Annotated in this window: 26 protein-coding genes, 1 tRNA gene and 1 pseudogene; 21 read left to right on the top strand and 7 right to left on the bottom strand. The window is 64.5% G+C overall.

The features are described 5' to 3' along the window. The first annotated feature begins 161 nt into the window (after positions 1-161). The 3 genes from hisI to A3E1_RS40095 are packed head-to-tail and all read left to right on the top strand — an operon-like array spanning position 162 to position 1,650. Complete coding sequence (gene hisI / locus A3E1_RS40100) at positions 162-530, top strand: phosphoribosyl-AMP cyclohydrolase (RefSeq protein WP_020521251.1); 369 nt, start codon at positions 162-164, stop codon at positions 528-530. Then, a complete protein-coding gene (locus A3E1_RS0113230; protein ID WP_020521250.1) occupies positions 527-892 on the top strand; it encodes a Trp biosynthesis-associated membrane protein in 366 nt (121 codons plus the stop codon). Before hisI ends, A3E1_RS0113230 begins: the two co-directional genes overlap by 4 nt. Beyond that, positions 889-1,650: a spermidine synthase gene (locus A3E1_RS40095; RefSeq protein ID WP_020521249.1), complete on the top strand. Its 762-nt coding sequence runs from the start codon at positions 889-891 to the stop codon at positions 1,648-1,650. Before A3E1_RS0113230 ends, A3E1_RS40095 begins: the two co-directional genes overlap by 4 nt. Here A3E1_RS40095 and A3E1_RS0113220 read toward each other — a convergent pair. Next, complete coding sequence (locus A3E1_RS0113220) at positions 1,647-1,994, bottom strand: hypothetical protein (protein WP_020521248.1); 348 nt, start codon at positions 1,992-1,994, stop codon at positions 1,647-1,649. The genes A3E1_RS40095 and A3E1_RS0113220 overlap by 4 nt on opposite strands. 220 nt (positions 1,995-2,214) lie before the next feature. Here A3E1_RS0113220 and trpC point away from each other — a divergent pair, with 220 nt between their 5' ends. Genes trpC through A3E1_RS40085 form a run of 8 tightly spaced genes read left to right on the top strand, consistent with a single transcriptional unit; the run spans position 2,215 to position 8,639 of the window. Beyond that, the gene (trpC, locus tag A3E1_RS0113215; protein WP_026208387.1) at positions 2,215-3,018 is read left to right on the top strand and encodes an indole-3-glycerol phosphate synthase TrpC; all 804 of its coding nucleotides are present in this window, start codon (positions 2,215-2,217) and stop codon (positions 3,016-3,018) included. Between the two features lie 9 nt (positions 3,019-3,027). Beyond that, positions 3,028-4,224 carry a tryptophan synthase subunit beta gene (gene trpB / locus A3E1_RS0113210; protein ID WP_020521246.1) on the top strand — a complete coding sequence of 399 codons (1,197 nt, stop codon included), beginning with the start codon at positions 3,028-3,030 and terminating at the stop codon, positions 4,222-4,224. Then, entirely contained in the window at positions 4,221-4,985 is a 765-nt protein-coding gene (gene trpA, locus A3E1_RS0113205) for a tryptophan synthase subunit alpha (protein ID WP_020521245.1), read from the top strand. The genes trpB and trpA overlap by 4 nt, the downstream gene beginning before the upstream one ends. Positions 4,986-4,991: 6 nt before the next feature. Next, entirely contained in the window at positions 4,992-5,729 is a 738-nt protein-coding gene (locus A3E1_RS40090; RefSeq protein WP_020521244.1) for an aminoglycoside 3'-phosphotransferase, read from the top strand. 54 nt (positions 5,730-5,783) lie between these two features. After that, the gene (gene lgt / locus A3E1_RS0113195) at positions 5,784-6,827 is read left to right on the top strand and encodes a prolipoprotein diacylglyceryl transferase (RefSeq protein ID WP_245571159.1); all 1,044 of its coding nucleotides are present in this window, start codon (positions 5,784-5,786) and stop codon (positions 6,825-6,827) included. Between the two features lie 5 nt (positions 6,828-6,832). Further along, complete coding sequence (locus tag A3E1_RS0113190) at positions 6,833-8,020, top strand: FAD-dependent oxidoreductase (protein ID WP_020521242.1); 1,188 nt, start codon at positions 6,833-6,835, stop codon at positions 8,018-8,020. Between the two features lie 40 nt (positions 8,021-8,060). After that, positions 8,061-8,378 (top strand): antitoxin VbhA family protein, encoded by a 318-nt coding sequence (locus A3E1_RS0113185; RefSeq protein ID WP_020521241.1) that lies wholly within the window; start codon positions 8,061-8,063, stop codon positions 8,376-8,378. Between the two features lie 3 nt (positions 8,379-8,381). Further along, entirely contained in the window at positions 8,382-8,639 is a 258-nt protein-coding gene (locus A3E1_RS40085; RefSeq protein ID WP_020521240.1) for a hypothetical protein, read from the top strand. Between the two features lie 177 nt (positions 8,640-8,816). Here A3E1_RS40085 and A3E1_RS40080 read toward each other — a convergent pair whose 3' ends face one another. Then, a complete protein-coding gene (locus A3E1_RS40080; protein ID WP_026208386.1) occupies positions 8,817-9,188 on the bottom strand; it encodes a low temperature requirement protein A in 372 nt (123 codons plus the stop codon). A 73-nt stretch (positions 9,189-9,261) separates the two neighbouring features. Between A3E1_RS40080 and A3E1_RS46055 the strand changes: the two genes are divergently transcribed. The 5 genes and pseudogenes from A3E1_RS46055 (at position 9,262) to A3E1_RS0113145 (ending at position 17,467) form a co-directional block, all read left to right on the top strand. Then, the gene (locus A3E1_RS46055) at positions 9,262-9,438 is read left to right on the top strand and encodes a DUF4236 domain-containing protein (RefSeq protein ID WP_020521239.1); all 177 of its coding nucleotides are present in this window, start codon (positions 9,262-9,264) and stop codon (positions 9,436-9,438) included. A 203-nt stretch (positions 9,439-9,641) separates the two neighbouring features. After that, positions 9,642-14,237: pseudogene (gltB, locus tag A3E1_RS0113165) on the top strand (glutamate synthase large subunit); the annotation flags it as partial. Then, positions 14,230-15,642 carry a glutamate synthase subunit beta gene (locus A3E1_RS0113160; RefSeq protein ID WP_026208385.1) on the top strand — a complete coding sequence of 471 codons (1,413 nt, stop codon included), beginning with the start codon at positions 14,230-14,232 and terminating at the stop codon, positions 15,640-15,642. The pseudogene gltB and the gene A3E1_RS0113160, both read left to right, overlap by 8 nt. Before the next feature lie 198 nt (positions 15,643-15,840). After that, positions 15,841-16,188 carry a SigE family RNA polymerase sigma factor gene (locus A3E1_RS44655; protein ID WP_020521236.1) on the top strand — a complete coding sequence of 116 codons (348 nt, stop codon included), beginning with the start codon at positions 15,841-15,843 and terminating at the stop codon, positions 16,186-16,188. A gap of 646 nt (positions 16,189-16,834) precedes the next feature. Further along, positions 16,835-17,467: a transmembrane-type terpene cyclase gene (locus A3E1_RS0113145; protein ID WP_026208384.1), complete on the top strand. Its 633-nt coding sequence runs from the start codon at positions 16,835-16,837 to the stop codon at positions 17,465-17,467. Here the strand turns inward: A3E1_RS0113145 and A3E1_RS45640 are convergent. Both A3E1_RS45640 and A3E1_RS48820 read right to left on the bottom strand, forming a co-directional pair. Beyond that, entirely contained in the window at positions 17,408-17,893 is a 486-nt protein-coding gene (locus A3E1_RS45640; RefSeq protein WP_407637361.1) for a TMEM175 family protein, read from the bottom strand. The two genes, A3E1_RS0113145 and A3E1_RS45640, sit on opposite strands and share 60 nt — an antisense overlap. A 25-nt stretch (positions 17,894-17,918) precedes the next feature. Continuing rightward, positions 17,919-18,053 (bottom strand): TMEM175 family protein, encoded by a 135-nt coding sequence (locus A3E1_RS48820; RefSeq protein ID WP_020521232.1) that lies wholly within the window; start codon positions 18,051-18,053, stop codon positions 17,919-17,921. A 94-nt stretch (positions 18,054-18,147) separates the two neighbouring features. On the opposite strand from A3E1_RS48820, the gene pyk reads away from it, so the two are divergent. From pyk to A3E1_RS0113115, 4 genes are read left to right on the top strand one after another with little or no spacing between them, the layout of a single operon-like run. Continuing rightward, entirely contained in the window at positions 18,148-19,572 is a 1,425-nt protein-coding gene (gene pyk / locus A3E1_RS0113130; RefSeq protein ID WP_083929483.1) for a pyruvate kinase, read from the top strand. 1 nt (position 19,573) lies between these two features. Continuing rightward, the gene (locus A3E1_RS0113125; RefSeq protein ID WP_051105008.1) at positions 19,574-20,485 is read left to right on the top strand and encodes an acyl-CoA thioesterase; all 912 of its coding nucleotides are present in this window, start codon (positions 19,574-19,576) and stop codon (positions 20,483-20,485) included. After that, positions 20,482-21,393, top strand: coding sequence for a threonine ammonia-lyase (locus A3E1_RS0113120; RefSeq protein ID WP_020521229.1), 912 nt, complete (start codon positions 20,482-20,484; stop codon positions 21,391-21,393). The genes A3E1_RS0113125 and A3E1_RS0113120 overlap by 4 nt, the downstream gene beginning before the upstream one ends. Before the next feature lie 10 nt (positions 21,394-21,403). Continuing rightward, entirely contained in the window at positions 21,404-21,811 is a 408-nt protein-coding gene (locus A3E1_RS0113115; RefSeq protein ID WP_020521228.1) for an RrF2 family transcriptional regulator, read from the top strand. 63 nt (positions 21,812-21,874) lie between these two features. Here the strand turns inward: A3E1_RS0113115 and A3E1_RS0113110 are convergent, their stop codons facing one another. The 3 genes from A3E1_RS0113110 to A3E1_RS0113100 form a co-directional block, all read right to left on the bottom strand. Further along, positions 21,875-24,925 carry a M14 family metallopeptidase gene (locus A3E1_RS0113110; RefSeq protein ID WP_026208382.1) on the bottom strand — a complete coding sequence of 1,017 codons (3,051 nt, stop codon included), beginning with the start codon at positions 24,923-24,925 and terminating at the stop codon, positions 21,875-21,877. 79 nt (positions 24,926-25,004) lie between these two features. Then, positions 25,005-25,736: a transcriptional regulator gene (locus A3E1_RS0113105; RefSeq protein ID WP_245571150.1), complete on the bottom strand. Its 732-nt coding sequence runs from the start codon at positions 25,734-25,736 to the stop codon at positions 25,005-25,007. 55 nt (positions 25,737-25,791) lie between these two features. Then, positions 25,792-25,878: transfer RNA gene (locus A3E1_RS0113100), tRNA-Leu, on the bottom strand. Between the two features lie 108 nt (positions 25,879-25,986). Here A3E1_RS0113100 and A3E1_RS0113095 point away from each other — a divergent pair. Next, positions 25,987-26,595, top strand: coding sequence for an ANTAR domain-containing response regulator (locus A3E1_RS0113095; RefSeq protein ID WP_020521225.1), 609 nt, complete (start codon positions 25,987-25,989; stop codon positions 26,593-26,595). Positions 26,596-26,598: the final 3 nt, after the last annotated feature.

Raw genomic sequence — 26,598 nt, 5'->3', positions numbered from 1 at the left:
GCCGGCCGGGGCGGGAGGGGGNGGGGGAGGGGCAGGCATACCGCCTGGGGGTACGAAATGGGGATGTGTCATGGCTCCTCAGCTTTCGCGGAAGATGGGGCGAGCGTGACGTACGTCACGGTACATGCAGGGGATGGATCAGGGGTACCCACAAACACCCGATGTGGCAAGAGGAGAATCAAAATGTGGCACTGGATCCGATGATCGCTGAGCGACTGAAACGTGACCGGGATGGGTTGATCGCCGCTGTAGTGCGGCAATACGACACCGGCGAAGTTTTGATGCTCGCGTGGATGAATGACGACGCTTTGGAGCGGACGCTGACGACGCGGCGCGGGACGTATTGGTCGCGCAGCCGGGGCGAGATTTGGGTCAAGGGCGAGACGTCCGGGCATCATCAGGAGGTGAAGTCGGTGGCCCTGGACTGTGATGGCGACGCTGTGTTGCTGAGCGTTGACCAAACAGGCCCGGCCTGTCACACCGGTACCAGGTCATGTTTCACCAATGAGTTGCTGGAGGAGGCGTCGTGAGGTCTCGCCTCGCGGCCCTGGGCCTGTGTGTGCTCGGGGGCGGCTCGGTGCTGGTGACGGACACGCCCGGCGGCAGCAAGACAATTGGCGTGGTGGTGCTGGCGGCGGTCGGCGCGATCCTGGCGACGAAGGGGTGGGTGCGGCGGGCGGTGGCCGGCGTGACCGTCGCCTTGGGACTGCTCATGCTCACGGGCGGGACCGCGATGGCAATAGCCGCAGGGCTTCTCATCGTCGCGGGCGGAGTGATCGCTTTCGTCAATGCTCCGCGCTGGCCCACCATGGGCGCCCGCTATGAACGAAAGCAGGACACCGACATGTGGTCAGCGATCGACCGGGGTGAAGACCCCACGGCACGAAATTGATCATTAATCGGACCGTCGAAACCGGTGTGGCGCAACTGGTCGAGGACCGGGAGATGCCCGGCGCGTACACGCTGTATCTCAACGCTGTCGCACAGTCGCATGTGGACCTCAACGAGCCGGAACTGATCGCCTTTGATTACATCCGGTACATAGTTGATGTGATCGATTCCCTTGCGCCGTCAGGACCGTTGGAGGTGCTGCACCTCGGTGCGGGCGCCATGACGTTGCCACGGTGCCTGGCGCACATGAGGGCGGGCAGTGCGCAGCGCGTGGTGGAAATCGACGGCGAACTGCTCAGCTTCGTGCTGGAATACTTGCCGCTCCCAGATGACACTCTCATTGAGACAGTCGTCGCCGACGCGGCGGAGGAGCTTGCGGCGCAACGGCCCGCGAGCCTGGACGTGATCGTGGCCGACATCTTCCAGGGGGCGAAAATCCCGCAACATGTGTCCACGGTGGACTTCGCGCGATCCGCGCGGCAAGCACTGCGACACGACGGTTGCTACGTGGCGAACATCATGGACCAGCCAGACCTGGCGTTCGCCCGGGAACAAGCTCGGGTGCTGCAAGAGGTCTTCGAGCAAGTCGCGATCGTCGCTGACGCCTCGGTGCTGCGGGGCCGGCGCCAGGGCAACCTGATTCTGGCGGCGACGGAAGGAGGGGCCAGCTTCCAGCGGCTCGTGCGAACCATGGCAGCTGACCCCTTCGCCACCCGTGTTGAATACGGTGAGCGATTGAAGCGTTTCCTTAAGCGCTAGGACAGCTCGGGGCCGTCGTCAGCGGGCAGGTCGCCGGGAGCCTTGTCCTGGAACGCACCGGAGTTGAAGTGATACTTGCCGACGGTCTCGGCCGAGGCCAGATACCGCTTCTTGCCGCCGTTGACGAGGTAGCCGCGTCCTTCGGCCATAGCCAAGTACGCGTCGGAACCAATCTGGTCCCCGCCCGTGGCGCGTAGCGTTTCGAGGTCTTCGGTGCCGATCGACTGCGCGTCGCCAGCGAATAGGCCGGCGTTTTCGACGTAACTGAGCTTGCCGTCCATGACGACGAACTTGAGGCCGGTGCCTTCTTCTTCGAGTAGTGTGCCCTCGGCTGGCATGTCCATGCTGTGTCCCCTCTCTTGGCCGCCGCCAGGCGGGCGAACGCCAATTGCCATCGAAAGCCTATTTTTCTGGCGAAAGGGTCGCAGGAGAATCGGGAAAGTAGGGCCGTGCATTATGCACCAGCCCATTTGGTGAGGCACGCCATACCCCGCAGACCTTGCGCTACCAGCCAGTGCCTAGCATCGGGCCATGGCACCCGGAGACGAAGGCATCGGCAGCAACGTGCTTGACGAGATCATCGCGGGCGTCCGTGAGGACGTGGAGGCACGTCAGCGGCTGGTACCCCTCGAAGAGATCAAGAAGCTCGCCGCCGTCGCGGTGGCACCACGCGACGCTTACGCGGCGCTGCGCCAGCCCGGCGTTGGCGTGATCGCTGAGGTAAAGCGCTCTTCGCCGTCCAAGGGACCCCTCGCGGAGATCCCTGACCCGGCTGAGCTGGCAAGCGAGTACGCCGCGGGCGGCGCACGCGTGGTGAGCGTGCTCACCGAAGGCCGATGGTTTGGCGGATCGCTCGATGACCTCGCCGCGGTAAGGGCACGGATTGAGATCCCCGTCCTGCGCAAGGACTTCATCGTGTCGACGTACCAAGTGCACGAGGCCCGTGCGTGGGGAGCCGACCTGGTCCTGCTCATCGTCGCCGCGCTGGAGCAGAAGGTGCTTACCGGCCTGCTCGACCGCATCGAGTCGCTGGGCATGACGGCACTTGTCGAGGTGCACACGGAGGAAGAAGCCGACCGTGCGCTCGAAGCCGGAGCCCGGGTCATCGGCGTCAACGCCCGTGACCTCAGGACGCTTGAGGTCGACCGGTCCGCCTTTGAGCGCATCGCGCCGGGGCTGCCCAATAACGTTGTCAAGATTGCTGAGTCGGGTGTGCGCGGGCCGCTCGATTTGATCCGTTACGCCAGCGCTGGTGCTGACGCGGTCCTCGTCGGCGAGGGCCTGGTAACGCAGAAGAGCCCGCGGGAAGCGGTGGCGGAGCTGGTCAACGCGGGTAACCATCCCGCGACGCCGCGCCCCACGCGTTAGGAGGCACACATGGACCCGGACGAGAGAGGCCACTTCGGCCCGTTCGGTGGCAGGTTCGTCCCGGAGGCACTGATTGCCGCCCTGGATGAGCTGGACATTCATTACCGCAAGGCCATGGCCGACCCGACCTTCCTCAGCGAGTTCGACCGCATGTTGCGCCAATACGCGGGTACGCCGTCCCTGCTCTACGACGCGACGAGGCTGTCAGAGCAGGCGGGCGCACGGATTCTGCTCAAGCGCGAAGACCTCAACCACACCGGTGCGCACAAGGTCCGTAACGTGCTCGGCCAGGCGCTGCTGACCAAGCGCATGGGCAAGCACCGCGTGATCGCGGAAACCGGAGCGGGGCAGCACGGTGTGGCCAGTGCGACGGCCGCCGCTTACCTGGACCTCGAGTGCATCGTGTACATGGGCGAACTCGACACGCAACGGCAGGCACTCAACGTCGCGCGCATGAAAATGCTTGGGGCGACGGTCATTCCGGTGACGAACGGCTCTCGTACCCTCAAAGACGCTATTAATGAGGCGCTGCGCGACTGGGTGACCAATGTGGACTCCACGCACTACCTGCTGGGCACCGTGGCCGGTCCGCATCCGTTCCCGGTGATGGTCCGCGATTTCGTACGCGGGATCGGCGTCGAAGCCCGTGAGCAGTGCCATGAGCTGACCGGCGCGCTGCCCGATGCCGTGGCCGCGTGCGTCGGCGGTGGCTCTAACGCGATCGGGCTGTTCCACGCCTTCATCCCCGACGAGACGGTCCGTCTGTATGGGTTTGAAGGCGGCGGCGACGGGGTCGAGACGGGCCGTCACAGCGCGAGTCTTTCCGGCGGCAGCCGAGGTGTGCTGCACGGCGCCCGGACGTTCATCATGCAGGACGAGGACGGACAGACCATCGAGTCGCACTCGATCTCGGCCGGGCTGGACTACCCGAGTGTCGGCCCGGAACACGCGTGGCTGCACGACCAGAAGCGGGCCGTTTACGAGGCGGTCACCGACACCGAGGCCATGGACGCGTTCGCGTTGCTGTGCCGCACCGAAGGCATCATCCCGGCGCTGGAAAGCGCACACGCGCTCGCTGGCGCGCTGCGGATCGTGCCGAAGCTCAAAGCCGAGCTGGGCCGTGAACCGGTCATCATTGTGAACCTGTCGGGCCGCGGTGACAAAGACATGCACACCGCCGGTGACTACTTTGGACTGCTGTCATGACCACTGCTAAAGCGTTCACGAAGGGGCGTCCCGCCCTCGTTGGCTATCTGCCCACAGGATTTCCGACCGTCGCCGGTGCCAAAGAGGCCATCGCCGCGATGGTGGCGTCCGGAGTGGACATTGTCGAGGTCGGCCTGCCTTATAGCGATCCGGTGATTGACGGTCCGGTCATTCAGCGGGCGTCGGAACAGGCGCTGGCCAACGGCGTACGCACGCGTGATGTTTTCGACACCGTCGCGGCTGTCGCCGGGCAGGGGGTGCCGATCGTCGTGATGACCTACTGGAACCCGGTCGAGCGCTATGGCGTGGACGCGTTCGCGCGTGACCTGGCCAACGCTGGCGGAAGTGGACTGATCACGCCAGATCTCATCCCCGATGAGGCAGGTGAGTGGCTCGCGGCGTCAGATGAGCATGACCTCGACCGCATTTTCCTCGTGTCACCGTCCTCAACGGACGATCGGATCGCGATGACGACCTCGCACTGCCGTGGCTTCGTCTACGCGACGGCGGTGATGGGGGTGACCGGAGCCCGGGAGTCGACGTCCACGGCCGCTCCAACGCTCGTCAGCCGGGTTAAAGGCGTTACCAATCTGCCCGTCGGCGTGGGCCTAGGTGTCCGCAACGGCGCGCAGGTGCGCGAGATCGCCGCATACGCGGACGCTGTCATCGTCGGAAGCGCTCTCGTGAGCGCTCTCGCCGAGTCTGGAACCGCTGGCGTGGCGGCCCTGACGCAGGAGCTGCGCTCCGGCCTGCCCGCGTAGCCGCCCATGACCCGGCCAATGCCCTTCGATCTCGTTGACCGCTACGCGAAGTGGCGCTGGGAGGTCGTGTGGGACTTGACGCCGGAAGCACCGACGTATCGCATGACGAACGGCGAGGCGCGCCGCTTCGTCAAGCTCGCCCCGTCGGGCAACGCTTTGCCCGACGAGGCGCAGCGGCTGCGGTTCGCTGGCGCATGGCTGCCGTGCCCGCGTGTCATCGAATACGGCAGCGACGGTGACACCGACTGGCTGATGACCGAGGAACTGCCCGGCGTCGATGCCACAAAACACCCCTGGTTCGCGACAGAGCCGGCCCGCCTGGCGCGCACGCTGGGTGAGGGGTTGCGCCATTTCCATTCGCTGGTACGCGTTGAGGAGTGCCCGTTCGAGTTCGGCACCGAGACGGCGGTCCGTCACGTCAAGGCCCGCTTAGCGGCAGGGCTCATCAGCACACCTGACGCGGTTGAGCGGCTGCTGGCCACCGTCCCGGAACCGGGCGCTGAGGTGGTCTGCCACGGGGACTATTGCCTGCCGAACGTTTTCTTCACCGGCGACGAGATCACCGGGTACCTGGATCTGGGTAGATTGGCGATAGTCGATCCGTGGTGGGATCTCGCGTGCGGGTCCGGGAGCGTAACTAGGAATCTTGGACCTGACTATGAACAAGATTTCTTCCAGGGCTACGGGATCGCGCCTGACCCTGAGCGTATTGCCTGGTACCGGCTGCTTTACGACCTGTCATGATCTGTTGAGCACGAGGACTGGTGTTTTCGCTGTGGGACGGTAGTGTTCGCACCCGTGACACTCGCGAGCATTCCCAGCCCCGCGACAGCGGTCTGGCACCTAAACCTGGGCTTTACGACCATCCCGCTGCGGGCTTACGCGCTGTGCATCATCGCCGGCATCGTGATCGCCTGCATCGTCACGGACCGGCGCATGCGCAGCCGTGGCGCGCCACCCTGGGCCGTCCTCGACATCGCCATGTGGGCGGTGCCGTTCGGCATCGTGGGGGCGCGGATCTATCACGTGATCAGTTCGCCCGACCAATACTGGGGTGCCGGTGGTTCCGGCATCGGGGGAGCGATCAAGATCTGGGAAGGCGGCCTCGGTATCTGGGGCGGCGTCGCCGGGGGAGCGCTGGGCGCCTGGATCGCCTGCAAGCAGCTCCGGATGAGTTTCACTTTCGTCGCAGACTGCATCGCGGTCGGTCTTCCGCTGGCTCAAGCGGTTGGCCGGCTTGGCAACTGGTTCAACAACGAACTCTACGGCGGCAAGACGGAAGTGCCGTGGGGGTTGGAGATCCACAAGATGTCCACCGGTGGTGAGGGGAACCCGCCGGTTGGTTCTGCGCTGAAAGACGCGAACGGAAACCCGGTGCTGCTGGATGGGCTTTACCATCCGACCTTCCTCTATGAGTTGCTCTGGAACCTTGGCGTGGCCGGGCTGGTCTACTGGCTCGACCGCAAGTACAAGTTCGGTAAGGGCCGTGCCTTCGCCCTCTACGTCATGGCATACACGGCTGGCCGGGCCTGGGTCGAAGCCATGCGCACCGACGACGCCAAGATAATCCTGGGGCAGCGTCTCAACGTCTGGGTCTCGATCATCGTGTTCCTGGGCGCGTTGGCCTACTTCTTGCTCCGCAAGGGCCCGCAGGAGTTCCTCATCCCGAACCCGGATGGCAAGGGCTTCCTGACCGTCACCGAAGAAGAGTTCCTTGCCCACCAGGCTGGAGCGTCCACTTCGGAGTCGGCTGAGACGTCCGGAGACGAGCCAGAGGCACACGCCAACGACCCAGATGACGATGAGGCGAAACCTTCATCCGAGGCGCAACTCAAGGATTGACATCAGTGTATACAGCGGTGGTGGTCGGAGCTGGAGTTGGCGGGCTCGCGATCTCCGGTGCGTTAGCTCGTGCCGGTTGGCGAGTGTCTTTGCTGGACCAGTCCGACCGCCTTCGCGCTGACCCGGCCGCCCTGCTGCTGTGGCCAAACGCCTTGGCCGCGCTCAAATCCCTGGGCCTCGGCCACGGCATGGGCGAGATCTCGACCCAGGTCCCGGCCGCTGGGGTGCGCCGTCCCGACGGGCAGTGGCTTTCGCGCCCGGCCCCCGGTGGCGTGACCCCGGTCGTGGTCCACTCCGAAGATCTGCACGACACGCTGATCGCCGGTCTGGGTGCGCGCATTGACATCCAGACCGGCATTCGCGTGCGCCAGGTGCACAACCGCCCAGGCGAGCGAGCGGCCGTGGGCGACGGCAAGAACGTCTGGGACGCCGACTTGATCGTGGCCGCTGATGGGGCCGACAGCTTCATCCGCTCCCGGCTCGCCCCGCAATCACTGGCCGTCAGCTCCGGCTATGCCGCTTGGCGCGCGGTCATTCCTTGGTACCGGGCACCGAAGCTCCCCGACGACGCACCGCTCGCGGGCGAGACGCTGGGCGGCGGTTACCGGTTCCAGGCCGCCTCGTTGGGCAACCGCGGCAGTGCGGGCGCCTCCAGCCGTGGCGGCATCTACTGGACCGCGACGGTCGCTGGTGCGGCCCGTCCAGAGCCGCCGGCCACACAGCTGACGCTGCTACGCCGCTGGTTCGCCGGCTGGCACGCCCCCATCGGCGACCTGCTCGCCGCGACGGAACCAGACGATCTGTCCCAACAGGACGGACGCCAGTTGCGCCCGTTGCCTGCCGAGCTCGCTTTCCCTTGTGGCGTAGGCGGTTTCGTGCTCCTCGGCGACGCCGCGCACGCGATGCCGCACCACCTCACCCAGGGCGCGGGCCTTGCGTTGGAAGACGCGGCGACGCTCCGCATGCTCGTGGGCACAGGTGGAGCGGGCCTAGATGCGGCGATGTCCGCCTATTCGGCACAGCGCCGCCCACGCATCGCCCAGGTCGTCAGGCAAACCCAGCGCGTGGGTGCGATCCTCGCCCCGCGAGGGGCTTTGCTCACGCGCGCCCGCGAACGCGCCTTCGGCGCTCTCGCCCCCCGCGTCCTCGACAAAGCCGCCGACCTCGTCGCCGACTGGACCCCGCCCTACTGAACGTGTACACATTTGCGTACACGTTAGCTAGAATGGCTTCATGCGCCTCGAAACACTTTCCGTGCGCGAAGCGCGCGAGCAGCTGCCTGCGGTCTTAGACCGCTTCCGCAATGGTGACCGCACGCCGGTTGGCGTTGGCTCACATCGCAAGACTGAAGCTGTCATGCTCCCGGTCGAGGTTTACGACGAGTTCGTCGCCCAGCGCAGCGCTGCTGTCGCCGATGCCGTCGGTTCCACCCGCGCTGAAGGAGTCGAGCCGAGCAGCCAGGTGGCGTCCATTATGCAGCGATGGGCCCGCGGAGAATTCAGCGAAGCACGCATGCTTGAGTTGGTGCGAGAGCTTCACGGGCTCGACTGATCCGTGGATCCATATTCCTATGCCGACTCCGGCGTGCTCATCAATCGCTTCGGCCGGCACGATTCGGCCCGGCTGGCTCCAATCGAAACGGACCTGGCCGTGGCCGCCATGGCCGGCTTAACGGTGCGCGTATTGCCCGGCCACTACGATGTGGCTCACCTCTGTGATTTCCACCGGCAGCTCATCGGGCAGGTCTATCCGTGGGCAGGGAAGATCCGGACGATCGCGATCGCCAAGACCGATCTGTTCTTGCGGTGCTGAAGAAGCCGGTCGAGCTTGCGTTCGGCTGAGCGCATCATGTCCGTTCCGGACACGGCAAGCAGGCTGTAGAGGTCGATGCCCACACCGAGCGCCCACCGCCAATAGCGTGCGCCGTCTGGAGCCCAAATCGAGATGAGCCAAGGCAGGGCGCCCACGCCGTACTGAGCGAGTGGCCAGTCAACGACGATCTGCGTCCGCCCGTAGATGCGACCGCCGAGCCAGCGTAGAGCGATATAGCGCCACAACGAACGCCGTCGTGTGCTCCTCTCGCACCCCGGGAACCGACGCCACCATCACGGCCAAACCCATCATGGCAAGCAGGATCGGCAGAATGCGGGTCTTCTCACCACGTACCCTTCCGTAGACGGTGAAGGTCGCCCAGGTGATCCAGAAAGCCAAGTACAGCAACACATACAGACCCAGGTCAGCCAGCGATGGCCCGTGCGACAAGACATGTGCCAACTGGGCGATGCCGGCCACGAGGACAAGGTCGAAGAACAGCTCGATCCAGGAGGCGTGGCGTTCGCCCGCGCTGTGATCGTCCGCCATAACTGGCAGTATGCCCGAATAGTCCCTGGCAAAGTCTGTTTTGGACGTTGCGCGCGTTGGGTACACATGATCTATGGGAATTATCTTCCGCCGCACGATGAAGCTCGGACCCCTCCGGCTTAACTTCACCCAGCAGGGCTTCTCCTCGTGGAGCATCAAAATCGGCCGGTGGTCGTGGAACTCCCGCGCCCGGGCGCACCGTGTCGACCTCCCCGGCCCGCTGTCGTGGAAGCAGGACCGCCGCCGGTAAGCGCTGTACGCCAGACCGCGCACGTAACGTGACCGAAACGGGGGTCAACGGTCAGAGCGCGTGCGCGGTCTCAGTATGTGGAAGTGTGATCAATCTCCACCTAGTGGCGCCTCTGTCTCTTTAACGTAGACTCAACAAACTGACTCTTGGGCCGACGTCGTCCCGTATTCCCCCGTGACGACTGAGGAGGCCCGGTGCAGTCTCTTTACGACCCGGCATTCGAGCACGACTCCTGTGGTGTTGCCTTCATTGCCGATGTGGCCGGCAAGAAGAGCCATGACGTGGTGCAGAAGGGCTTAGACGCCCTGTGCAGGCTGGATCACCGGGGAGCCCGCGGGGCGGAAACGACGACGGGCGACGGTGCTGGCATTCTCATCCAGATTCCCGACGAATTCCTGCGCGCGGAAGTGGATTTTGACCTCCCGGAGCAGGGCTTTTACGCCACGGGACTCGTGTTCTTGCCCCGTAATGGCGCCGATGAGGCCCGTGCGCTGACCGTCCTGGAGAAGTACGCGCTCGTCGAGGGTGCCCACATTGAGGGCTGGCGTGACGTTCCGGTCAACCCGGAGGACCTCGGCGCGACCGCTGAGACGGCCCGTCCCCATATCCGGCAAGTCTTCCTCTCCGCGCACAACTTGAGCACGGGCGAACCGCTCAGTGGCATGGAGTTGGAGCGGGTCGCGTTCTGCGTGCGTAAACAAGCCGAACGCGAGACCCGTGAGCGCGGCGTCCCGGCTTACTTCCCGTCGCTGAGCGGGCGCACGATCGTCTATAAGGGGATGCTGACCCCCGACCAGCTCGGCACGTTCTTCCCGGAACTGTCCGACGAGCGGGTCAAGTCCGCTATTGCCTTGGTGCACAGCCGGTTCTCCACGAACACGTTCCCGAGCTGGCCGCTGGCCCACCCGTACCGGTTCATCGCCCACAACGGCGAGATCAACACCGTGCGCGGCAACGTGAACTGGATGCGCGCGCGGGAGGCGCTGCTGGCAAGCCCGCTCATGCCTGGCAACATCAAGCGGCTGTTCCCGGTGTGCACGCCCGGCGCTAGCGACTCGGCGAACTTCGACGAAGTCCTTGAGCTGCTTCACCTTGCGGGCCGGTCACTGCCTCACGCATTGCTGATGATGATTCCCGAAGCGTGGGAAAATGACCCGGTCATGGACGGCGCGAAACGTGCTTTCTACCAGTTCCATGCCAGTTTGATGGAGCCGTGGGACGGCCCGGCGAGCGTGGCGTTCACCGATGGGACGCTGGTCGGGGCGGTGCTCGACCGCAACGGTCTGCGCCCGGGACGATGGTGGCGCACCAGTGACGGTCTGGTCGTGCTCGGCAGCGAGGCGGGCATGCTCGACCTCGACCCCGCGACGATCGTCGCGAAAGGTCGCCTCGAGCCAGGCAAGATGTTCCTAGTTGACACCGCGGCTCAGCGAGTCATCGAAGACGACGAGATCAAGCAAGAGCTCGCGGCTCAAAAGCCTTATCAGGACTGGCTGCACGGCGGTCTGATGCACCTGGAAGGCTTGCCGGAGCGGCGGCACATCGTCTACACCCACGATTCGGTGCAGCGGCGCCAGCAAACCTTCGGCTACACCGAAGAGGAACTCAAGCTGATCATCGGCCCGATGGCCCGCGCCGGCGCGGAACCGCTGGGCTCCATGGGAACCGACACCCCGGTCTCGCCGCTATCGACGAAGCCGCGGCTGCTCTACGACTACTTCCACCAGATCTTCGCCCAGGTGACGAACCCGCCCCTGGACGCGATCCGCGAGGAACTGGTCACCAGCCTCAGTCTGACGATCGGGCCGGAAGGCAATCTGCTCGAGCCGGGGCCGGCGAGCTGCCGTCAGGTCGTTCTCCCGTACCCCATCATCGACAATGATGAGCTTGCCAAGATCCTGTCCATTAACGACGACGGGGACATGCCGGGCTTCAAGGCGGTCCGGGTCAGTGGGCTCTATCCGTTGCGTGACGGGGCGCAAGGCCTGAAATCACGGCTCGTCGAGATCTGCCGGCACGTGTCCGAGGCGATCGAAGATGGTGTGCGCGTTCTGGTGCTTTCCGATCGCGACAGCACCGCAGACCTCGCCCCGATTCCGTCGCTGTTGCTGACCGCGGCTGTGCACCAGCACCTGGTCCGTGAGCAGACCCGCACGCAGGTCGCATTGGTCGTCGAGTCGGGTGACTGCCGGGCGGTTCATCATGCCGCCGTGCTCGTCGGCTACGGCGCCGCCGCGGTCAACCCCTACTTGGCTTTCGAGAGCGTCGAGGACCTCATCTCGACCGGTGTCCTGACGGGCATCACGCCGGAGAAGGCCATCCGCAATGTCGTGAAGAGCCTCGGTAAGGGAATCCAGAAGGTGATGTCCAAGATGGGCATCTCGACGGTCGCTTCCTATTGTGGGGCACAGGTTTTCGAGGCGGTCGGGCTCAGCTCCAAGCTGACCGAGCGCTACTTCACCGGTACCCCCTCAAAAATCGAAGGCATCGGCCTGGCGGAAATCCACGCGGAAGTCGCTGTGCGGCACGCGGTCGCCTATCCGGTCAACCCGGCCGAGCAGGCGCACCGGCGCCTGGAAGTCGGCGGCGAATGGCAGTGGCGGCGCGAGGGTGAGGTGCACCTGTTCAACCCGGAAACCGTCTTCCTGCTGCAGCACGCGACCCGCTCGGGTCAGGCCGATGTGTTCCGGCGTTACACCGAGAAGGTCGATGCCCTTGCGGCAAAAGCGGGTTCCCTGCGCGGTTTGCTCAAATTCAAAGGCACTCAGCCGGTACCACTGGAAGAGGTCGAGCCCGCGTCAGAGATCGTGAAGCGGTTCGCGACCGGGGCGATGTCATACGGATCGATCTCCGCCGAGGCGCATGAGAACCTCGCCATCGCGATGAACCGCTTGGGCGCCAGGTCCAACACTGGTGAAGGCGGCGAAGACGCCGACCGCTTGCACGACCCGTTGCGCCGGTCGGCGGTGAAGCAGGTCGCGAGTGGACGGTTCGGCGTGACGACGGAATATCTCGTGCATGCCGACGACATCCAAATCAAGATGGCCCAGGGCGCTAAGCCGGGCGAAGGCGGCCAGCTGCCCGGAAACAAGGTGTGGCCGTGGATCGCTAAGACGCGGCACGCGACCCCCGGCGTTGGCCTGATCTCGCCGCCGCCGCACCACGACATCTACTCGATCGAAGACCTCGCGCAGCTCGTTTTCGACGTCAAGTGCGTCAACCCGGCGGCCCGTGTGCACGTGAAGCTGGTGTCAGAGGTCGGCGTTGGCACGGTGGCCGCTGGTGTGGCGAAGCTGAAAGCTGACGTGATCCTGATCAGTGGTCACGACGGTGGCACGGGTGCGTCTCCGCTCAACTCACTCAAGCACGCGGGCACGCCGTGGGAGCTGGGGCTGGCCGAGATACAGCAAACGTTGCTGCTCAACGGATTGCGCGATCGGGTCACCGTTCAGGTCGACGGTCAGCTCAAGACCGGGCGTGACGTCGTGATCGCCGCATTGCTTGGTGCGGAAGAGTTTGGCTTCGCCACCTCACCGCTGATCGTCAGCGGCTGCATCCTGATGCGGGTCTGTCACCTGGACACGTGTCCCGTGGGCATCGCCACGCAAAACCCGGCGTTGCGTGAGCGGTTCACCGGCAAGCCGGAGTTTGTCGAGAACTTCTTCCTCTTCCTCGCCGAAGAGGTGCGCGAACACCTGGCTGCGCTGGGCTTGCGCTCCCTCGACGAGGCCGTTGGCCGCGCTGACCTGCTCGACGTCGCTCTCGCGAACGAGCACTGGAAGGCGCACGGCCTCGACCTGTCACCCGTGCTGGCGATTCCGTCTTCGCCCTACGGAGACGCCAAACGGCGCATGCGCGGGCAGGATCATCGCCTTGAGGACGCCTTTGACCAGCGTTTGCTGCCGTTGCTCGACCGGATCGCCGTGGACGGCGGCTTTGTGCCGGGCCAGAATGCAAACGGCGCAACGGATGCGAGCGCTGCCGTCGGCGCGAATGGCGCGGTCGGTGCTGGTGGAGCGTCCGCGCCGGGTGCATTCGGCCGGGTGTCCGCTGAGTTCGACGTGAGCAATGTGCACCGCAGTGTGGGCGCGATGCTCGGCGGGGAACTGGTGCGGCGCTTCGGTTCTCTGCCAGCGGGCACGATCGATGTCACGTTGCACGGCACGGCAGGGCAATCGTTTGGCGCGTTCCTTCCCGCGGGCGTGACGCTCCGCTTGTTCGGCGATGCGAATGACTACGTCGCCAAGGGTCTTTCTGGCGGGCGTCTCGTCGTGCGACCCCATGAGGCGTCGGCTTTCGCGGCCGAGGAAAACATCATCGCGGGCAATACGCTCCTTTATGGCGCGACCGCGGGAGAGGTGTTCCTGCGCGGCCGGGTGGGCCAGCGGTTCGCCGTGCGTAACTCCGGTGCGACAGCCGTCGTCGAGGGCGTCGGCGACCACGGCTGTGAGTACATGACCGGGGGAACCGTTGTCGTGCTTGGTCCTACAGGCCGCAACTTCGCCGCCGGCATGTCCGGGGGTACGGCATATGTGCTCGACCTCGACCCGTTGCTCGTCAACCGGGAACTCGTCGACCTGCGCCCGGTGATCGACGAGGCACCGCTGCACACGTTGGTGCAGAAGCACTTTGACGAGACCGGCTCCGCCGTCGCGGCGAAGCTGTTGTCCAACTGGGATGTTTCCCGCTTCACCGCTGTCGTCCCCCGGGACTACCAGCGCGTGCTGGAAGTCATGCAAGCCGCCGCCGCTGCCGGCCGTGACGTCGACGTGGCAGTCATGGAGGTGGCCCGTGCCTGACCCTCATGGGTTTATGCGTTATGACCGGGAGCTGCCCGCGCGGCGGCCCGTCCCGGTGCGGATCCTGGACTGGAAAGAGGTCTACCCGCCGGCCGCCCCGCAACTGGTGCGGGAACAGGCGACCCGGTGCATGGACTGTGGCATTCCCTTCTGTCACGACGGCTGCCCGCTGGGCAACCGCATCCCGGACTGGAACGACTCTGCGCGCCTGGGCGACTGGGAGCATGCGGCCGAATCGCTTTATGCCACCAACAACTTCCCGGAATTCACGGGACGGTTGTGCCCGGCTCCCTGCGAAGCGGCCTGTGTGCTGGGATTCGCGGGTGCCGAGCCGGTCACCATCAAGCAGATCGAAGTGTCCATAGCCGACCGTGCGACATATGAGCCACAGCCCGCTTCCGTGCGCTCGGGCAAGTCTGTCGGCGTCGTCGGCTCGGGACCGGCCGGATTGGCTGCGGCGCAACAACTCGCACGGGCCGGGCACGACGTCGTCGTGTATGAACGTGACGATGCTGTTGGCGGTCTGCTGCGGTACGGGATTCCCGACTTCAAGCTCGAAAAGCACCACATCGACCGGCGGGTGGTGCAGCTCGCCGCCGAGGGCGTCGTCTTCAAGACTGGTGTCAACGTGACGTCGCTGGATGCACTGCGGCATGACGCGGTGCTTCTGGCCACGGGAGCGTTGCGTGCGCGCGACGTGGACACGCCGGGGCGTTCGCTTTCGGGGATTCACTTGGCGATGGATCACTTAGTACAAGCGAATAGGTTTGTTGCTGTTGGGCAGGCGCCAGCGATCTCTGCTGAAGGCAAGCACGTGGTCATCATCGGCGGCGGTGACACGGGTGCCGACTGCCTCGGTGTCGCACACCGCCAAGGTGCGCTTTCGGTGACGCAGCTCGACCGCTATCCGCTGCCGCCCTCGGCGCGTGCCGAGGAGCGCGATCCGTGGCCGGTGTGGCCGTGGATTCTGCGTTCCTATGCAGCGCATGAGGAAGGCGGCGACCGGGTCTTCGCCGTGGCCGTGCAGGAGTTCGTGGGCACGGAAGGCAAGCTGACCGCGATCCGGATCGCTGACGTGGTCGTGGAAAACCGTGTCGCCGTCCCGGTTCCGGGCACGGAGCGCGAGATCCCGGCCGACCTGGTTCTGCTGGCCGTTGGCTTTGAAGGCACCGAATTCGGCGACATTCCGGTCAGCCCACGCGGCACGATCGACTGTGACGAGGACTGGCAGACCACCCGCCCTGGTGTCTTCACCGCCGGCGACGCACACCGCGGTGCGTCCCTGATCGTGTGGGCGATCGCCGAAGGCCGGGCCGCTGCCGCGTCGATCCACGCCTACCTTGGCGGTTCCGGTTCGCTCCCGTCGCCGGTCTCCCCGGCCTCACGTGCCCTCGCGGTTATCTAACCGCAATCTCGGTAGGTAAAGCTCCTGCCCGGCCTAGGAGTAGTCCGGGCAGGAGGTAGTGGTGGACGACTTCGAAGGTTTCTACCTGTCGACCAAGGACAGCGTGTTTCGCGCTGTCCTGCGGCGAGCGGAAACCGGGCTGGCGCCGAAGACTCGGTCGCCGGGGCATACGCACGCGCTTGTGCGCGATGGTCCGCGGTGCGGGCGCACCCGAACCCGCTCGCGTGGGTGCTGCGCACGGCGCTCAACTTCCAGCGTTCGTGGTGGCGGCGCACGCGGCGTGAAGTGCTCGGCGACATTCCGGACCGTCCTATCACGACAGAGTCACCCAACGGCCAGTTGCGCCAACTGGTCGCGAACCTCCCGCGCCGTCAGCGTGAAGTCGTCGCTTTGCGCCTCCTCGCCGACCTACACCGCCACTGCGCCGCCGCTGCTGGCCCAGCGCCAGAAGGGCGACCGGGGGCTGCTGATCTACGGCGACAGCCTGTCGACCTTAACGTGCATCGGGAAACCCGGCAGCTCCACAAAAACGCTGTCAAACCCTGACCGCAAACCCTTGGCGCACAAAGGTTTCTTCGACTCGCCGGGTATCGCCAGTGGCCTTTCGCGAACGCCAGGGGCAGCGGAGGTGAGGGCGTGGTGCGTGGACGCCATGAGCCAGCTTCCTGTTCCCACGCCGAAGAGTTCGGCTCCGGCCGAGGTCTATTCACGGGACCTTCCAGGCGGAGGCCGGGCACACCTATTCGCCGATGGCGAGACGCTCGTCGCCTGCCGTATCAACCGGCTGGGCCCGACTCGATGGAACGCGGATGTTGACCTGTCCTACCGGAACGCTGGCCAGCTTGCCGAGCCGCTTGAACCGCTGGTCCGGTCACATGGCACCTCTGGGCATGCTTTCGGGAGGGCGCCGGAGGGGGCGGTGAGAGGGCAGCTCAGATTGTCGTCGGGAAAGACAGTGCCGCTGTCCATAAAGGACGGTTATTACTTTGCTGTCTGGACGAGTGATGACTACGACAGGGCTGTGAGTGTGCGAGTTGATACGGCCACAGTGCGGTGGACGCATGCGAACGGGATGACTTTTCGTGCGGCCCTTTAGAAAGCCCGGGACGCGCAGAGCTTGAGGGCCTTGTGTGAAGGGCGGTCTTGACCTCGGCGGACATCGGAAATGATGTTCCTGGGGTTAACTATCCACATGCGAATGGCGCTCATGCTCGGCTCTGGCCTCTTCTGGACCCTGACCTATGTGCTGATCATCCTAAAAGGCTTGCGTGACAAGACTTATGGCATGCCGCTGGCTGCGCTCGGAGCGAACTTGTCGTGGGAGTTCCTGTTCGGGTTCGTGCGGCAAGGACAGCCGGTGCAGACAATGGTGAACATCGTGTGGTTCGTGGCGGATCTCGCGATTCTCTATACGGTTCTAAAGTTTGGGCCACGCGAGTTTCCGAAGTTGCGGCCGTTGCACTTCTCCTTGCTGGTGGCGGGGACCTTAGGGCTGGCCTTCGGTGGCGTGCTGCTGGTTAGCGACGAATTCGATGCCGGAAAGGCGACCTACGCGGCGTTCGGGCAGAACCTGATGATGTCGGCGCTGTTTATCGCCATGCTGATCAGCCGGGCGGGTCTGCGCGGGCAGTCGGTGTGGATCGCGGCGGCGAAGCTAGCGGGGACAGCATTGGCGAGCGCGGCGATCTGGACGTTCGACGCCGGGCGGGACACACCGTTGCTCGTCTACCTGTACCTCGCCACCCTTCTGCTGGATCTCGCTTACTTAGTGGCTGTCGTGCTGGTGAAGAGAAACTCGGCTCCTAATCCTGTCGGACAGGGCTGAGACGACCGGGATCAGCAGCCAGCTCAACATGGCTAGCGAAGGATTGACGAACGCGATCGGGATGGACACGGCGAACATGGACAGTGCCGTTGCCGTGCCGAAGATGATGTCGCCGCTGGTGTTGCCCGCGGTGCCGTCGCGCCAAAGGTTCGAACGCCGGGCGGCCAGCGCCATCAGGACGAAAGCGGCGCCCCACAACAACAGCGTCGACGCGTACAGCACGGGGCCCAGGGAGTTCTCGCCGTCGCCAACGGAAAGCAGCTTGGTCGAGAACGGAATCACGACGATGGCGAAGAGACTGACCAGATTCCAGATCGTGAGCTGAGTGTTGACATGGGCGATGCGATCGAAGAGGCGGTGATGCTGGTACCAGAAGATCGCGATCACGGTGAAACTGATGGCGAAAGACAGGTAACTGGTGGGCAGATTGCTGGCGAAGTCTTGCCACAGTTCACGTGACGTGGTGGCCGCGGGGTAGTGGGAGGTCGATCGCCAGCAGGGTCATGGCGATCGCGATAACCGCGTCGGAAAAGGACACGGTTCGGTCGAGGTTGAGTGCTTCAACCCGGCCTGGCCGTTTCGCCATGTGGACATTCTCGCCGATCAGCCAGCGGATCCGCGCGGAAAAGCTGACAGTCCCGGTTGCGGCGCAAGTCACATAAGGGACTAGGCTTGCCGGCGTGACACGCCGAGCAAAAATCGTCTGCACGCTAGGCCCCGCCACCTGGTCGCCGGAGCGCCTGCGAGGCCTCATCGAGGCTGGCATGGACGTTGCCCGCATGAACTTCAGCCACGGATCGCACAGCGACCACGAGCAGGCTTACCGCCGCGTCCGCGAAGCTGCCGACGCCTCCGGCAAGTCCGTAGCGACACTGGCTGATCTGCAGGGGCCGAAGATCCGTCTGGGCAAGTTCGCGGATGGACCGCACGAGTGGCGGACTGGTGACAGCGTTGTCATCACTAGTGAAGAGATCCTGGGAACCAAAGAACGCGTTTCCTGTACATATAAGAAGCTTCCCGAGGAAGTGAAGGTCGGCGACAAACTGCTGATCGATGACGGCAAGGTCGCCGTTGAGGTGACCGCCGTGGAAGGGCCCGACATCAAGTGCCTCGTCATCGAGGGCGGCCCGGTTTCCAATAACAAAGGCGTTTCGCTGCCGAACGTCGCGGTGAGTGTGCCGGCACTGTCGGAAAAGGACGTCGAGGACCTGCGGTTCTCGCTGCGCCTGGGCGTTGACTTCATCGCGCTGTCGTTCGTGCGCTCGCCTGATGACATCAAGCTCGTGCACGCGATCATGCAGGAAGAGGGCGTGCTGCGGCCCGTCATCGCCAAGATTGAGAAGCCGGAGGCGGTCGAGAACCTCGAGGCCATCGTCGACGCGTTCGACGGCATCATGGTGGCCCGTGGCGATCTGGGCGTGGAACTCCCGCTCGACCAGGTGCCGCTGGTGCAAAAGCGTGCCGTGCAGCTCGGCCGGGAATTCGCCAAGCCGGTCATCGTGGCGACGCAGATGCTCGACTCGATGATTGAGAACTCGCGGCCGACTCGTGCTGAGGCTTCCGATGTCGCCAACGCCGTCCTCGATGGTGCTGACGCCGTCATGCTTTCCGGCGAGACAAGCGTCGGCAAGTACCCGGTGCTGACGGTCTCCACGATGGCGAAGATCATCGAAACGACGGAGGCCGGGCAGCTCGGTGTGCCGCGTTTGCAGCACGACCCCCGCACCCGTGGCGGCGCCCTGACGGTCGCGGCTTCGCAGATCGCGCGCGCGACCGGGGCCAAGGCGTTAGTCGCGTTCACCGTCACCGGTGACACGGTCCGCCGCCTGTCGCGCCTGCACTGTGAGCTTCCCCTCCTGGCTTTCACCCCTGAGCGGGCCGTGCGTGATCAGCTCGCGCTGTCCTGGGGCGTCGAAACGTTTTTCATGCCGTTCGTGCACCACACCGACGACATGTTCAAGCAGGTCGACGAGCGGTTGCTCACGCTGGGCCGGGCCAACGTCGGCGACTACGTCGTGGTCGTGGCGGGAAGCCCGCCGGGAACCCCGGGCTCGACAAATACCCTGCGCGTGCACCAACTCGGGTCGCTGGCGATACCTTCATGAGGTGAAGACGCCGCAGTTTCGGACCGAAGGCGCACCAGACGCACCGCTATCGGGCCAAGCATCCGTGGACGCCCTGGTAGAGCTGCTCAACTTGTCGCAAGACGAGGATTTGCGGTTCACCGGGCAGAATCCGCCGCTTGGCCCGATGCGGGTTTATGGCGGTCAGGTCGCCGCGCAGGCCCTGGTCGCCGCCGGGCGGACGGTTGATCCCAAGCGCCATGTGCACTCGCTGCACGGCTATTTCGTGCGGGCTGGCGACACGGGCGAGCCGATTGAGTACGAGGTGGAAAAGATCCGTGATGGCCGCTCGTTCTCGGTGCGGCGCTCGGTCGCCAAGCAGGGCGGCAAGACGATCTTCTTCATGTCAGCGTCGTTCCAGATCCAGGAGCAGGGGCTCGACCATCACGAGCCGGCCCCGGCCGAGCTGCCAGGGCCGGAAGACGTGCCGACGCTCAGTGAGCTGATCGCCCACTATCCCGAGCGCATCGGCATCTGGAAGTCCATGCCGCGGCCCTTTGACGTGCGTTATCTCGACGCCCCGGGCTGGATGCGGCCGGGCGATCGCAAAGCCGAGCCCAACCATCGCGTGTGGATGAAGCTTGACGGCAAACTGCCCGACGATCCGCTGCTGCACGCTTGCCTGCTCACGTATGCGTCGGACATGACGCTGCTGGACTCGGTTCTTTCGGTGCACGGCGAAGTGTGGGGACCGGGCGGCGTGATCGGCGCTTCCCTCGACCACGCGATGTGGTTCCACCGCCCGTTCCGGGTCGATGAGTGGTTCCTCTACGACTGCACGAGCCCGACCGCGTCGGGCAGCCGTGGCCTGGCGACCGGGCGCATGTTCACCCGCGACGGGCGGCACATCGCGTCGGCCGTGCAGGAGGGTTTGCTGCGGCGGGTCGGCGCATGATCACGCTGAAGGATGTCCAGGACGCGGCCGAACGCATCCGTGGCATCGCCATGTGGACGCCGCTTTTGCCGTTTGGCGAAGGTCTGTGGCTCAAGCCGGAAACGCTTCAGTCCATTGGCGCCTTTAAGGTCCGCGGCGGCGTAAACGCTGTCTCAGCGCTTAAGCCCAAAGCGGTCGTCACCCACTCGTCCGGCAATCATGGGCAAGCGATTGCCTTGGCCGCCAAGACATTTGGCATTCCGGCCACGATCGTCGTGCCCTCGACCACCCCCGCTGGCAAGATGGAGGCTCTGCGCCGCTCCGGAGCGGCCATCGTCGTCGTCGAGCCAGCCGATCGCCTTTCGCGCGCGGAAAGCATTGCGGCAGAACAAGATGCGGTGCTCATCCCACCGTTCGATCATCCGCTTGTCATTGCCGGGCAGGGCACGATCGCGCTGGAGATCCTGCATGATCTGTCCGATGTGGACGTCATCGCCACTCCGGTCGGCGGTGGCGGGCTCATCTCCGGCATCGCCGTAGCCGCCAAAGCGCTCAAGCCATCAGTGAAGGTGATCGGCGTGGAACCGGAACTGGCGGGGGAGACCGCTGAGAGCTTCCGCCACGGCGAACTGGTGACGTGGCCGATTGAGAAGACCTACCAAACCATTGCCGATGGCGTACGCACCGCGCCGTCCCCGCTGACTTTCGAGCACATCCAGGCCTACGTCGATGACGTCGTGACCGTGAGCGAAGAGGACATCTGTGCCGCGATGGGCGATCTGGCCCTCAACGCCCGGCTCGTCGTCGAGCCGAGCGGTGCCCTGGCAGTGGCCGCCCACCGGAGCGGGCTGCTGCCGAAGGGCCGGACAGTCGCCGTGCTCAGCGGCGGAAATGTAGACCCGTCGCTGTTGCGAACTTGCCTCACCTAAGCTTGATCGCATGCGACTGTCTGCCCGTGTCGATTACGCCCTCCGCGCCGTGCTGGAACTCGCCACCGGTGGGGAGTCACCCGTCACCGCAGACAAGATCGCCCGTGCGCAGGAAATCCCACCGAAGTTCTGCGAAAGCATCCTGCTGCAGCTGCGCCGCGGCGGCATCGTCTTCGCCCAGCGCGGGCCGGAAGGCGGCTACTGGCTGGCCAAGCCGGTCACCGAGATTTCCTTGCTCGAGATCATCGAAGTCATCGACGGTCCGCTGGGGTCGCCACGCAGCCAGAGCAGCGGAGCGCTACAGCAGGTGTGGACAGCGCTCGAAGACGCCGAACGGCACATCCTGACCGAGGTCAAGGTGTCGCATGTGGTCAGTGGTGACCTGCCACCCCTGGGCGTGCCCACACCGGCTCTGTAACTACCAAAGAATGTTGAGCGGGCCGCCGCGGAAATTCGCGACGGCCCGCATGTGCGAAGGACTCTAGCTGCCGAGCAGGTGACGCATGGCCCTGGCGACGAAGTCGGCGCGGGCCGCCGGGGTCAGGCCTTCCAGCCCGAAGCCGGTGTAAACGGTGTCAGCCGTGACGACCACAGCACCTTCGTCGAACGCGGTCTGACTGCGCGTGAACGTGGCGGTCGCCGCCGAACCCGGCGCCGTGCCAACAGTCCAGCCACCCAGACCGTCCTCAAAGGACGTCGAGCCACCAACGGTGACCGTGGTGTCGTCGATGAACACACCGAGGCCCTGTGTGCCCCAGTCCGACGCGTAGCTGATGGAGATCTCGACCTGCTTGCCCGCGTAAGCGGACAGGTCAACCGTCCACTCCTGCCAGCCACCAGACGAGCCTGTCGCCGCGTTCCACGTGCCGGTCGTTCCCGTTGGCGAACAGTCCAGACCCTGGTAGTGGTTCAGCTGCGGGTGCAGCTCACGCCAGCCATTGCCGCTAAGGCAGCTTTCGCCGGTACCGGTTTGGGTGTGCCCGTTGGCTTCCGGCAACGTGGTCCAGGTGTCCGTCCCGACCTCGTGCGCTTCGACGAACAGGTAATCCCAGTCCGCCTCCACGTCATAAGAGGTCCAGAAGTTCAGTGAACCGGTCGCCGCGGAGGTCAAGTCCACGGTGCGGGTCATTCGCTTGAACGATTCGTCATTGCGTCCGCTGTACAGATACCAGCTTCCCGTGTGCGGATCGAACGGAGCCGCGCCCGGGCGGATCCAGTCCACCGTGGCCGAACCGGGGAACTGCGGCAGGAACGTTGACGTCGCCAGGAACGACGAGGTGTTGTCCTGGCTGTCGTCGAGCTGGGCGTCAAAGCCGGCGAATTGTCCAGCGTTGCCGTCCAGCGGATAGGTCCCCGTCGCGGTCGATCCCGCGCCACTGACGTAGACGTAAGCGCCCAGCCAGTACTGCAGGAAGTCGTCACCCAACGTCAGACACGGGTAGTCACCGGGGGTCGTGCATTCCGGTGGGGCGTCAGGGTTGTAGTTGTACGCACCGTTGGCCGCCTGGGCGAACAACGCGTACTTTCCGCTCACGAGCAGCTTGCCGCCCTCGTTGAGATAGTCCCGGACGTTCAGCTCGATCTCGAGCGCGGATCGCGTTGTCGTGCCGGGCACCTGACCAGGGGAACGCGTGATGATGTCCTCGCCCGTTTCCCATACCACTGCCCGGTAATGCGACAAGACTCCGAGGTGATGCGGAGCCTTGCGGCCCTGCAGATCGAAGTCGTAGACGTCGCTTGAGAACCCGGCCGCGGTCAGCGATGCGGCCACCTCATCGGCATACTGCGCGCTGGGCAGGTTCTGCACCGGGCTAAGCCCGGTCGTGTCCTCGGCGGCCAGGATGAGCACGTCGCCGCCGATGTCGTTGTGCACCTTGTAGGTGAACGACTCACTGTTCACGAAACCAGCGCCCAGCTTCAAACCGCTGAACCACACCTTGACGCTGTCACCAGCTTTAGCGCCGGTCACTTTGCCGCGGTACTCGGCGAAATACTCCGTGTGGGTGTCGCCGTAACGCTCGCCACCCTTCCACTCGTCGACGCGGGCCGTCTTGGGCGCGCCGCCGTTGATGGCGAAGTGCATGCGCACCGCCAGCAAGGACTTGCGTGCGATCGCGGCGACTTGCTGAGTACCCCCGAATGAGGTGTCGAACTTATCGACGGCGAAATCGGGAGTGGACAGTCCGGTGACGGTCTTCGGGTTGGCCGGGTCCCAAGCCGATTTCGCCAGCGAGAGCGCGAACGGAATGTTCTTGGCGAACTCCGCCTGGATCAGCTCCTCGTCATCCGGGAAGTTGAAGCCACTTTCGCAGTCCTCGGCGAACCATTCATCGTCGGGAATGGAGTCCGAAACCGTCTCACAGGTCGTCATCTCTGGCGTGAAGCCAATCGAGCCGTACTTGACCTGCATGTGGGTGTCGGTGTCACCGTTGGTCGTGTAGAGCTCGGCCGAGATATCGGGGTCATATCCGGGGATGGCCGAGTTGGAGTCCGTGCCCGCGAGCGCGACGGCGATCTCGTCATCGGGCAGTGGGGTGCTGACCTGCCAGCCAACGCCGTAAAGCAATAGTTCCGCGGCGGAGTGGTAGTTGATGAAGAACTTCGGCCGCAGCTTCTTGAACAGCCCGTCCAGTGCCTTGGACTCCGGCTCGGAGTTCGGCCCCGGGCCACGGTAGGTGTCGTTAGCCGGATCGGGCGAGGAACCCTCGTCGTCAAAGGCCCACTTGGTCGCGTAGTTGCGGTTCGGGTCCACGCCGTCAGCCGTCGTGATCTGACCGTCGCCGTCGTTGTCGCGCAAGTTCTTGCGCCACAAGCGATTGTCCGGCGTGAACGTGTGATCGTAGCCGTCGGGGTTGATGACCGGCAGGAACCACAGTTCCGTGGTGTTAATCAGTTTCGTGAGCTGAGCGTCCTTACCGTAGCCAGCGATCACGTGATGCATCAGGCGCCGGGTCATCTCCGGCGTGATCCACTCGCGTGCGTGCTGCCCACCGGCGTACAAAGTGGACGGCTTCAAACCATCTGGCAGCCACCGCGCCATCGACGAGACCTTCAGCGCGTAAATGTCCTTGCCCTGATGCGTCTTGCCGATGTTGACCAGCTTCGTGATGCCGGGGTTGTCACGAGCGGTCCGGATGAGTTCGTCCTTGATCCCGCCTGCCTGGCTGTAGGAACGGTAGACAGTGTGGCCAGCGAGCGCCTTTTGCCGCAGCGCTTTTGACGCTGGTACCCCTTTGATGGTCTTGACATTGAGGCTGAGTCCCCGGGCCTTCAGCGTCTTGGCCTGTTTGATCGTGAGGATCGCCTCGACCTTGATTTTGTCTGGGTTCGCCGTGCCTTTCGTCGACACGTCCTCACGGGCGACGCCGGCCTTCACGAACTCAGGCAACTGTCCAGTCTGGATCTCACCGACGTAGACATCCATCGTGCCGGGCTGCGGTTCGCCCGCGGGTGCTGCTTGCACTGGCGCGTTCAGCACCAATGCGGCCACCATGCCAGTAATGGTCATGACAGCCAGCCGCGCTCTGCGCATTGTTCCCCCTCGATATGGGAAGACAAAGACGCTCTGAGCTTCCCGATCGGTGGGATGAATGTCAATCAACCGATGCGTGTCACGCCTTGAATCCAATGAACGTGTCGAGAATGGACACCGCTTCACGTTTTGCGACGCTGATGGAGTTGGCCCGGTTCATCCGCCACGGGACATTGAGGATATTGAGCGCCTCGCCTGCGATCGCCAAGATATCCCGCGATTCATTATTGAAAAACCATCGGGGGTACTCGTAGAGCCGCCCCGCGACCTTGACGGTATTGACGACACGGCACCCATCCGAATGGAACAAGCCACGCAGAAACATCCCGGCATGTGGGTGCACGATCTCCCTTTGCCACTCTTCGAGCACAATCGGCCGCTCGTGCTTACGGCCCGGCCCCGCTTGCGGAAACAAGCACACCCAATGCTTCGAACAACTTTGCACCGTCGTGCAGCCGTCCCTGCTGACGCGCTGAACCCTTCGTCCGAGCAGCATCCGCATGGCCGTCTCGCACTCAGCCATGATTGCGGGATAGGCAGTCGCGCAGGCGATCCGCAGGACGGGAACCCGAGCCGTCAGCACGATGTGTCCGTCGCCAAGATATTGACCGAGCAAATAGGCGTATTGGTCCGGTGGCGAAGGTGCGGCTGGTGGATCAATGCACCTCGGGCATTCGACCAGACCTTCATGGTAAGAATCTGGCGTGGTCGTTATGCGACACCAGTAGCGGATCGCGTCGTAGGGGACCCCAAGAATCCGGCCGATTTCACGAAGCCCACGCCCTTGGGCGTAGAGTGCCCGCGCTTTCACGCGAAGGTGAATAGAGTGCACCCGGCGATTTTCGAGCGGACGTGTGACAAAAGTTTGGTGCCGGAGGCGGGATTTGAACCCGCACGCCCTTTCAGGCAACGCATTTTGAGTGCGCCGAGTCTGCCGATTTCTCCACTCCGGCCGGCGGCCTTTTGGGGCGGCGATTTTCCACCACCCGCGAGGCTTCGCATACTGTACCCGACTAGGCTGCCGGGTAGGCAACGACGTTCTGGTGTGTGGGGTGTAGCAGGTGACCGAGGTGCAGGCGGGTTCGGCGCGCAAGCGGGTGCTGATCGCAGAGGATGAGGCCCTGATCCGGCTCGACCTTGCCGAAATGCTGGGCGAGGAAGGCTACGACGTGGTCGGCGAGGCTGGCGATGGGGAGACGGCGGTGCGGCTCGCTGAGGAGCTGCGTCCCGACCTATGCATCCTCGATATCAAGATGCCGATCATGGACGGCCTCGCGGCGGCGGAGAAGATCGCTGGCGCCCGGATCGCGCCGGTCATCATCCTGACGGCGTTCAGCCAGCGTGATCTGGTCGAGCGGGCGCGCGCGGCGGGAGCGATGGCCTATTTGGTCAAGCCGTTCCAGCAGAGCGACCTGGTTCCGGCGATCGAGATCGCGATGTCGCGGTTCTCGGAGGTGGCCGCGCTCGAAGCTGAGGTCGCCGGCCTGACGGACCGCCTGGAGACACGCAAAGCCGTGGAACGGGCCAAGGGCACGCTCATGACCCAGTTCGGCATGACCGAACCGCAGGCTTTCAAGTGGATTCAGCGCAACGCCATGGATCACCGTTTGACGATGCGTGAAGTCGCCGAGCGCATTATCGAGGAAGCGGAGCAAGCCGAAGGTTCGTAGAAT

The sequence above is a fragment of the Catelliglobosispora koreensis DSM 44566 genome, assembly GCF_000379685.1.
Lineage (GTDB): Bacteria > Actinomycetota > Actinomycetes > Mycobacteriales > Micromonosporaceae > Catelliglobosispora > Catelliglobosispora koreensis.
Note: the sequence above shows the minus strand (reverse complement) of the source record. Positions and strands in the feature narration are given on the sequence as shown.

Coding starts and splice junctions, on each gene's coding strand:
- A3E1_RS40090 (WP_020521244.1), top strand. CDS start 4,992: ATGACCCGGCCAATGCCCTTCGATCTCGTTGACCGCTACGCGAAGTGG.
- A3E1_RS0113110 (WP_026208382.1), bottom strand. CDS start 24,925: ATGCGCAGAGCGCGGCTGGCTGTCATGACCATTACTGGCATGGTGGCC.
- A3E1_RS0113115 (WP_020521228.1), top strand. CDS start 21,404: ATGCGACTGTCTGCCCGTGTCGATTACGCCCTCCGCGCCGTGCTGGAA.
- A3E1_RS0113185 (WP_020521241.1), top strand. CDS start 8,061: ATGCGCCTCGAAACACTTTCCGTGCGCGAAGCGCGCGAGCAGCTGCCT.
- A3E1_RS46055 (WP_020521239.1), top strand. CDS start 9,262: ATGGGAATTATCTTCCGCCGCACGATGAAGCTCGGACCCCTCCGGCTT.
- trpA (WP_020521245.1), top strand. CDS start 4,221: ATGACCACTGCTAAAGCGTTCACGAAGGGGCGTCCCGCCCTCGTTGGC.
- A3E1_RS48820 (WP_020521232.1), bottom strand. CDS start 18,053: ATGGCGAAACGGCCAGGCCGGGTTGAAGCACTCAACCTCGACCGAACC.
- A3E1_RS0113145 (WP_026208384.1), top strand. CDS start 16,835: ATGCGAATGGCGCTCATGCTCGGCTCTGGCCTCTTCTGGACCCTGACC.
- A3E1_RS40080 (WP_026208386.1), bottom strand. CDS start 9,188: ATGGCGGACGATCACAGCGCGGGCGAACGCCACGCCTCCTGGATCGAG.
- A3E1_RS0113120 (WP_020521229.1), top strand. CDS start 20,482: ATGATCACGCTGAAGGATGTCCAGGACGCGGCCGAACGCATCCGTGGC.
- trpB (WP_020521246.1), top strand. CDS start 3,028: ATGGACCCGGACGAGAGAGGCCACTTCGGCCCGTTCGGTGGCAGGTTC.
- A3E1_RS0113220 (WP_020521248.1), bottom strand. CDS start 1,994: ATGGACATGCCAGCCGAGGGCACACTACTCGAAGAAGAAGGCACCGGC.
- hisI (WP_020521251.1), top strand. CDS start 162: ATGTGGCAAGAGGAGAATCAAAATGTGGCACTGGATCCGATGATCGCT.